Source organism: Bradyrhizobium sp. LeoA1Lang (assembly GCF_055413685.1).
Genome location: NZ_JBVAPG010000254.1, coordinates 1 through 7,893 on the forward strand (window position 1 = coordinate 1; position 7,893 = coordinate 7,893).

The following is a 7,893-nucleotide window of genomic DNA, read 5'->3' on the forward strand; positions in this document are numbered from 1 at the left end:
CCGTCCTAATCTTCGTCACGGTCATGGCGGGTCCAAGCTCCTCTATGAGCGGTGATCTTCGCAATCACCGGACTTACCATGACCGCTTCAGCCTCTCAGCTTTTGCAGAACCTTCCGCACACTACCGCCCACAACCTCGTTGATTATGTGACGTGGCTCATCCCGGCCGACAAGCCGCTTATCGTAGAAGATCACTTCATATCCGTGCAACATCCCTTCCGTACGGCGAACGTAGCCGGCGGCCTCATAAAGTCTTTGAGCCCCTACTTGGATCTTTGTCGTGTCGAGTACTATCCGCTTGAATCCCAGGGCGGCGGCTCGCGTTTCCAATTCACTAAGAATCCTCGTCCCAAGCCCTCGCCGTCGAAAGGCAGGATCGACTCGCATACGCTTCAGCTCTGCGACGTCATCGTCAATAAGCTTCAATCCACCCATGGCAACGAGCTTGGAACCAATATGCGCAACTACGAAGTCTCCGCCTGACGCGATGTATATTTCTCCAATGTTTCGTAAATCATCCTCCCACGCTCCTTCCGGGCCACACACACCAACCGCCTCCGATGCGCGTCTATGCAGATACCACACATCATCAGTATCTCCTGACTCAAATTGACGAAACATCACTTCGTCCTGAGACATCGAACGCCACCTTTGGACCCGTGTCGGATGCCTGCGCCTCTCAGCATCACTACATGTTTTACCTAGCCAAATACCGCCGGCTATCGCGCCGCCGTTAACAGCCGCTGTGAAAGGACAGCCTCAACACTTTCCGAAGCCTCGACTCCGACAATTGGACGACCCGGTTCAACCGTATATTTCAAAGCCGTAGTACGGTGCATCCGGGTAAACTGTTCCAGCGCACAAACACACGAAGCGCGCAGCCTTCGGACTTCTCCACCATAGCGTTCGATGACGGGCGAAATGGTTGCAAACCCAGGAAAGTCCGCTTTCCCTTCCAGCCAACTTGGCGTGGGCTCCGCGCCTTTGTCATCTGGTGACAACCAGCGGAATACCTCGTGAATGCCTCCCTGCGGATAGTATTCGGACAGCCGATACAAATCCCTATAGTATTGCGGCTTCTGCTGAAAGAGTTCTTCGCCGACCAGTAGCACCGAGACCGCCACGACCCGGGCAGAAAACCGACCGCTTGGGCCAAGCCTATTCTTGTAAGGGTTTTTTCCGTAAAACACACGAAATTGGCTAAATAGGTCGGGCGACATATGTTCAAAAAATCGGGCCAGAACATAGTTCGCTGACTCAAGGCGTTCCAAGCATAGCGCAAGACATTGATGAGCGTCCGCGTCAGCCGCATCACGCAATTCAAGTAGAGCTGCGATTGCCAATTTTAGCTCGCTCTCGATGAGTTGATGACCCAAGCAAAAGTCTCGCTCCTCGACCCCGGCGGCGCCAAGGCAATATATGCGAGGATCGCTCTGCACTGGATTCGTCAGGATCATATCTTCATAGGAGAGAACCTCAATGCTAGGCTGTCGCTGGCAGCTTAAGCGGGCGAGACGGCTCAGCGCCTCTCCCACCGTCAACTCCGCCTGCACGGGATCAAGGCCGGCAAACGCCGACATCTGATAAGCACAATTGACGAGATATTGGACGTCTGTCTTAGCGACGGCGAAGTCGGGATCCGGCAACTTCAGCAGCTGTCCATCATGGTCAGCCGATGCAATCATCGCATTAATGCTACTTCCAAGAGCCTTGACCGCTTCATCTGGCCGTTCACTGCCTTTGATCTCGGCAATGAAGTGCGGCAGTTGATCGGCGACAACATTGCTGACAAGCCCAAGCGGCCGTTTCCGTTGCCCGCGATCGAAGCTATCGGACACATGAGAAAATATCTGCCGCGCCCGACGGCGCTGCTGTTCCGGAGTGGAAAAGGACAACTTAGCGACCATAGACGAGCGCTCCCCCACTTCATCGAAAAACAGCTTGCATTTCTGCACTCGACCCATATCTTGCGGCGGGCGAGTAGTCGTGCTTTTCGATTAGATCCGTTTGTTTGTCTGTTATCCTGCTATCGTTGTACGCGACCCGCTCAAGTACATTCTCAGAGAAAAATAGCAACGATACAGCGCCCGAGTTGATAATTCCGGCGTCGGTTAACGAAAGCACGCCATCGTTTGAAATGCGAACGAGGCCTGCCTCCCTTAAGATTTCAAGCTCGCCGAAAAAGTATTCTTCTAGCGATACTCCAAATTCGCGCTCGAAGCGGGAGAGCAGCACTCCGCTGCTTCGCAAGGCAAACATTAATGTTCGGCGCATGAGGTCGTCCTGGGACAGTACAACCCCCTTCCACACTGGTTTCTCGCCGGCTTCGACCCTACGTAGATAGCGATCTAGATCTGCCTCGTTGTAGAACTGGCACTGGCTCATGTAGCCAAATCCACCCACCCCAAACGGGACGAGATTATTGTCGTTCCAGGAATCGTATTTACGGCTTTGTTGAACGGAGTGCGGCTGCGACCTCTTAGTCCAATAGAAAATTGGTCCATAGCGATAACCGAGCTTCGTGAGGATGTGCTCCGCCATGAAGTGCATTATAATGCGCTCCTTGGCCCCGGCGAATTGATAGCGTCCCATAGCCAAATGGCGGGCCACGGGGTCAGTCAATTTAAACATCAACGGGAATACGTTGAACTTCTCTATTCCCATGTCCAACAGCCCGATTATTGAGTCGTACCAGCTCCGAAGCGTTTGCTGCGGCAGGCCATACATGAGGTCAAGCGATAGATTCTCAACGCCCATCTCGTTCAGCAATGTCACGAGTTGTATCACCTCCTCCACACCGTGCCCGCGGTTCAATATACGCAAAATATCCCGATCTAGACTTTGAACGCCCAGTACGAAGCGGTTTACTCCGCCTCTAAGTAGAGTCGAGATGCGATCCGCGGCGTCCGCATGCTTCACAAGCGAGGGATGCAACTCAAAACTTACTTCTGACTTCGACAAATCAAAGCGCTCGTTAACCATGGCAAATAGCGTTTTGAGTTGATGGTTCGTCAAAAATGAGGGAGTGCCCCCTCCAAAAAACGCAGTCTCAACAGCTCTCCCAGCAAGCGCCGCGCCCGACCAAGTCATTTCTTTATTTAAGGCCGCCAAATAGCGTTCCACTCGCTCGGAAGATGGATTGATTTCCTTGGCGAAGTGGCAAAACGTGCAATACTGATTACAGAATGGGATATGAAAATAGAGGTCAATTGACGAGGCGACCTGAGTCAACAATCTTTCGGCATCCAGGTCACCCATTGCCTTGAGAGGAGGATATGTGCCGACGAGATAGTCGTTGTGCGCGTCCAGGTGCAGATTTCGCGATCTCAACATGTCGAGATTGATCTCGTACGAGCGGTCGATCGCAAATTCCAGGGCTTCGGAATAGCTGGGCGCGTTCATCTGTTGGGGACTCCATTAGCTTTCGTGTAGGAAAGCCGCGCTGGCAGCCGCGGCCGTACCACATCAATCTCGTCTTGCTCGTTACTGAAGCGGCGCGTTTCAATCAGCGAGCTGCATTCGCGCCCCACTCGCTGCAGCTCCGTTCGCAGGTCGCGATGCGCTCGGTGGTACACGCAGACGACTACAGATTGTCGACGAGAGGCAGATGTTTTGGCTAATGCGAATGCATGCGATACCGACCGCACTCAACCGTACAGCTATGGCGCTGACTTGTTTGGATCGAGCAAGTTTCATTTGAACTCCTGCGGCGACGACTGGATTGCATGGTCATGCGGATCCTTTTCCGTGTCCCAGCAATCGACGTGCCACCAAAGTCCGCTCGCGCGGGGCTTTTTTGAGGAACGAAAACCATGTGCTTTGCGCTGTATTGTCGGAATAGTTACGCCACAGCGTCGGCTCCCGGACATACGCGTCCTCAACGGGACACGGCCGAAAAACGACAACACGGAGCATCGAGTGACCATGATCGTCTCTCGACAGTGGGTTCTGAGGTGATTGGACAACACCCCGCGTACTCTTCAACGGGAGCCAACGATTGAGCCCTTTGGCGCCGAGGGCGCTCCTGCCTCCTGAGTCGCGGCATACACCGCCAAATTGCCAGGTGGCCGACGATCGCTGGTGCACCGGCGTTTGGCGCGAACGCGCACCATGCGATCAGCTTTCCGGAACCCCATGTCGAGTCGCCCGGAGGGCTTTCACCTCCGGGCGCTCCCAGAACCGTACGTGAACCTCTCGATTCATACGGCTCCCGATGTTCGGCCGTTGCCATGACATAGCTGCCAGTGATGTCAATCGGCCCTTTAATTGCGAGGTGTTGTTAAGCTGCCATTCTTTGTCTCCGGTGGCACGACGGCAGCGATCACTTCGTCGGAGCTGGTCGGGGTTGCGGAGACGGAGTGATCGCGGGTGACGAGAGAATCGTCAGCCGGAATTGGCTGAGGCCCGGCCTCTTTAACGGGTCAACTTGTTCGCGTTGATGTCGCAGCTGGGGTCATGGTCCTTTCCGAGGTAGCGGGCGCCTCATGTTGATGTCCGGATCCGACGCCTCAACGTTTGCAGCGGAGTGCGGACAAGCCGGGGCCAGCCGATTCCCATTTCTTCGTACGGTAGAGCAGGACAGTTGCGGCTTCGTAGAGATAAGTTCGCAGCAGTCGATCGCCCCAGCGTGAGATTCGGCCGTTCTGATCGATCTCGCCGGACTGGTTGCGTCGAGGCGTAAGCCCGAGATAGGCTCCAACGGCCGCCGCAGATCGAAAGCGCGACGGACCGTCGACCGTGTGCCTGAACGTCAGGGCGGTTACGACGCCCACGCCCGGGACCGTCATCAGGCGCGCGTCGTTTCATCCGCTTTTGCGAGCCGCCGAATCTCGTCGTCTATTTACTTTGCTGCCGACAGACCTGATCATGGACCAGCAAGAGAGGATCAACCACGGAACGCAGGTGGTGATCATCACCCAACAAGTCGTTGACCTGCTTCCGAAACTGAAGGCCTATAGCTCTTGGGAACAGCAGGCCGTACTCTTTGACGATGCTGCGGACTTGGTTTTCGATATCCCTTCGGATTGCGACCAGACGAGATCGCGCCACGAGAACGGCCCGGGTCCTTTGGCTCTCTTCGCTCTTGACCTTCACTTCTCGGTACCAGCCGACCCTGACCAGCTCGGCCAGTCCTCGGGCGTCATTCTGATCGCTCTTATTCAAGCGGGTCGAGAGTACGGCATGTGCGTGGCGAGCATCGACACAGACGACAGGAAGGTTAACGCGTCGGAGCTCGTGCCAAAGCCAGCTCGCCATCGCTCCAGTTTCAAAACCGATACGCTCAGCATTTGGCGCACGCTTGCAAAGTAGCTCGGTCAATGCTCCAGGTTCGGACTTGGCCTTGCCTTCGAACGTTACTCGTCCACTTTCGTCGATTACGCAGACTGAAGTTTCCCGTTGTGAGACATCCAACCCGACGTATTGCTTCATGGTAGCGCTCCGAATCGGTTGATTGCGAGTACCCGCCGTCTGCGGGTTGCCCATTCTGCGACAACACGAAGAGAGCCTCGGAAGCCGCGCGTCCTTAGACGTCGCCAAAGTTCAGCCCCGTTTCGGCGGCCGGCAACCCACTGATCGTCGAGCCATGGCAGGTGATGATCGAGCGAACTCTGCCGGGTCCGGAAGACATCATGGCGTTCGCCACGGATCACCTGTCGAACCAGCTTCCTGCTATGGCCAGTCTTGCGTACGATCTGCTTGATCGGTGTTCCGCTTTTCGACAAAGCCAAGATAGTTGCATTGGTCTCTTCGCGGCGAAGATATCCGTCATACTGCAGGCGCTCGGCCGCGGTGAGCAGCTTGGGATCGATCGTGGTCGCGCCGATGACGGTGCGGATCTGGCGCATCGATTTTCGGACGGCGTCAAGGAAGGCCCGACTGGCATTCTCCATCAAATGCCAACGATCGGCGACCTGTACCGCGTGCGGCAGGGCCTTTGCGGCCGCTTCGCCATATCCCCCGCCGCGGACCCGGGCAACGATCGCGATCGTGGGATGACCGGCAAGCCAGGCTTGGGCGGTCGCGGGCTCACGATCTGGCAGCAGGGTAACGATTCGGCGCCTTTCCAGGTTGCAGACGATGCTGGCGTATCGGTGATTGCGCCGCCAGGCCCAATCATCCGTGCCGATGACCTTGAGCGGGTCGGCCGGCGGACGGTGACGGCGTCGGACCACGCGCAGCAGCGTATCCTTACTCACCGGCAACATTAGCCGCTTTGCGAAGCCTGCCGCCGGTCGACCGCCAAGCGCCAGGCCGAGGTGATGAACGATCGAATCCATCCTCGCCGTGGGTCGGGCCGACGGCGCCAGAATCCCCTCGGCGAAGCGCTCAGTGAAGATTTGGCGCCCGCACAGGACGGCGTCGCAGCGGAAGCGGCGAGCGATTACCAGGAGCTGGACGATCCGCCCTGCGAGCGGCAAATCGGTCACGCGTCTTCGATATCGGCTATGGACACGTGGACGGTGATCGCGACGACCTCGTTCAATCGGCTGGCGGCGGCTTGTCCGCACTGCGCTGCAAACGTTGAGGCGTCGGATCCGGACATCAACATGAGGCGCCCGCTACGTCGGGAAGGACCATGACCCCAGCTGCGACATCAACGCGAATAAGTTGACCCGTTAAAGAGGCCGGGCCTCAGGCCAATTCCGGCTGACGATTCTCTCGTCACCCGCGATCACTCCGTCTCCGCAACCCCGACCAGCTCCGACGAAGTGATCGCTGCCGTCGTGCCACTGGAGACAAAGAATGGCAGCTTGACAACACCTCGCAATTAAAGGGCCGATTGACAGCCAGTGAGCGAGGAGAGTCGGATTTGCGCGGCAAAGCCGCTCAAACCAATCTCGTGCCCCTTTGGTCTTGCGACGCAGCCGCTTGAACTTGCGGCGCGCCCAGGGATGACAAAGGCATCGATCCTTTTCAGGGTCGGACGCAACTGCGTCCGATGGAAGGGGCCGTAGTAGTTGATCCAGCCTTGAGTGTACGGATTGTAGGCCTTGGCCAGATCCTGCAGGGACTTGTCGCTGTGATGGTGAAGAGTCCAGCGCCGGATCGTCCGGCTGATGGCCTTCAGCGCTTTTGGACTTACCGCGGGCATGAAGCCGTGCGCGTGGATAGTTCCTTGCCATACCGTCTTTCTTGCTCGGAATGAGAACCCGAGAAAGTCGAACGACTGGTTCGGAAAATCGCCACGCCGGTTCGCATCCTTGCAATAGACCATCTTCGTCTTCTCCGGATGCAGCACCAACTCGCAGGCCGCAAAGTGGTCGGCAAGCGCGCTCCATAACGCCTGCGCCTCGTCGGCGCTCTTGCAGTGACAAATGACGTCATCCGCGTAGCGCTCAAACGGGACGAGGAAAGGTTCTCGCCATCCACATATCGAACGCATGATGCAGAAACAGATTCGCCAGGATGGGCTTACTACTCCCCGTACGCAAAAGGTAACTTGCGTCGCCGACCGACGGGTGGCCGCCTCCAGGGGGCGAAGTCGGTCCGCCACCGGCGGGTGAACCGGTTGGCGCAGGAATCGAGTGGCGAATCACGATTGTGTCATTGGAGACCAGGATTTCTTTGACGAGGAGTCGGACGATACGTTGGCGCTCTGAAACATCTAACGTCTTCGCGGTTGCGCGTAGCCGTGCAAGAAAGCTTGTAATTGTCTCGGCCAGTCGCAGGTATCCACCGCGATCGGCAAGCTGACTCTGAATGGCAGCTAGTACCCGGAATCAGAGCTGAGTGATACGGCAGCCTTTGAACCGCTTTTGGCGGAATCGTTTCTTCGTCCAGGCGAAGGGCTGTGCTTTTTCATTGTAGGCGCGGATGAAGGCATCGATGTGCTCCTGTAGCTGCGTGACGGCGGTGAATGATGCACCGTTCAACGACTGGCCTTGCAGGATG

4 protein-coding genes and 3 pseudogenes are annotated in these 7,893 nt (G+C 56.7%); all 7 read right to left on the reverse strand.

Translation table 11 applies throughout. The features are described 5' to 3' along the window. Positions 1-87: 87 nt before the first annotated feature. On the reverse strand, positions 88-639 hold the full coding sequence (locus ACZYOF_RS40725; RefSeq protein ID WP_463719275.1) for a GNAT family N-acetyltransferase: 552 nt from the start codon (positions 637-639) through the stop codon (positions 88-90). 80 nt (positions 640-719) lie between these two features. Further along, a complete protein-coding gene (locus ACZYOF_RS40730; protein ID WP_463719276.1) occupies positions 720-1,907 on the reverse strand; it encodes a hypothetical protein in 1,188 nt (395 codons plus the stop codon). Between the two features lie 19 nt (positions 1,908-1,926). Beyond that, positions 1,927-3,402, reverse strand: a complete 1,476-nt coding sequence (locus ACZYOF_RS40735; RefSeq protein ID WP_463719277.1) for a coproporphyrinogen-III oxidase family protein — start codon at positions 3,400-3,402, stop codon at positions 1,927-1,929. 1,145 nt (positions 3,403-4,547) lie between these two features. Then, positions 4,548-5,430, reverse strand: a pseudogene (locus ACZYOF_RS40740) (IS110 family RNA-guided transposase); the annotation flags it as partial. Between the two features lie 17 nt (positions 5,431-5,447). Next, positions 5,448-6,455: pseudogene (locus ACZYOF_RS40745) on the reverse strand (ISL3 family transposase); the annotation flags it as partial. Positions 6,456-6,769: 314 nt separating this feature from the next. Next, positions 6,770-7,384 carry a group II intron maturase-specific domain-containing protein gene (locus ACZYOF_RS40750; protein WP_463719278.1) on the reverse strand — a complete coding sequence of 205 codons (615 nt, stop codon included), beginning with the start codon at positions 7,382-7,384 and terminating at the stop codon, positions 6,770-6,772. Positions 7,385-7,721: 337 nt separating this feature from the next. Then, positions 7,722-7,893, reverse strand: a pseudogene (locus tag ACZYOF_RS40755) (IS630 family transposase); the annotation flags it as partial.

Excerpts from the sequence above, each read along its gene's own strand:
- ACZYOF_RS40725 (WP_463719275.1), bottom strand. The coding sequence starts at position 639 with ATGTCTCAGGACGAAGTGATGTTTCGTCAATTTGAGTCAGGAGATACT.
- ACZYOF_RS40730 (WP_463719276.1), bottom strand. The coding sequence starts at position 1,907 with ATGGTCGCTAAGTTGTCCTTTTCCACTCCGGAACAGCAGCGCCGTCGG.
- ACZYOF_RS40735 (WP_463719277.1), bottom strand. The coding sequence starts at position 3,402 with ATGAACGCGCCCAGCTATTCCGAAGCCCTGGAATTTGCGATCGACCGC.
- ACZYOF_RS40750 (WP_463719278.1), bottom strand. The coding sequence starts at position 7,384 with ATGCGTTCGATATGTGGATGGCGAGAACCTTTCCTCGTCCCGTTTGAG.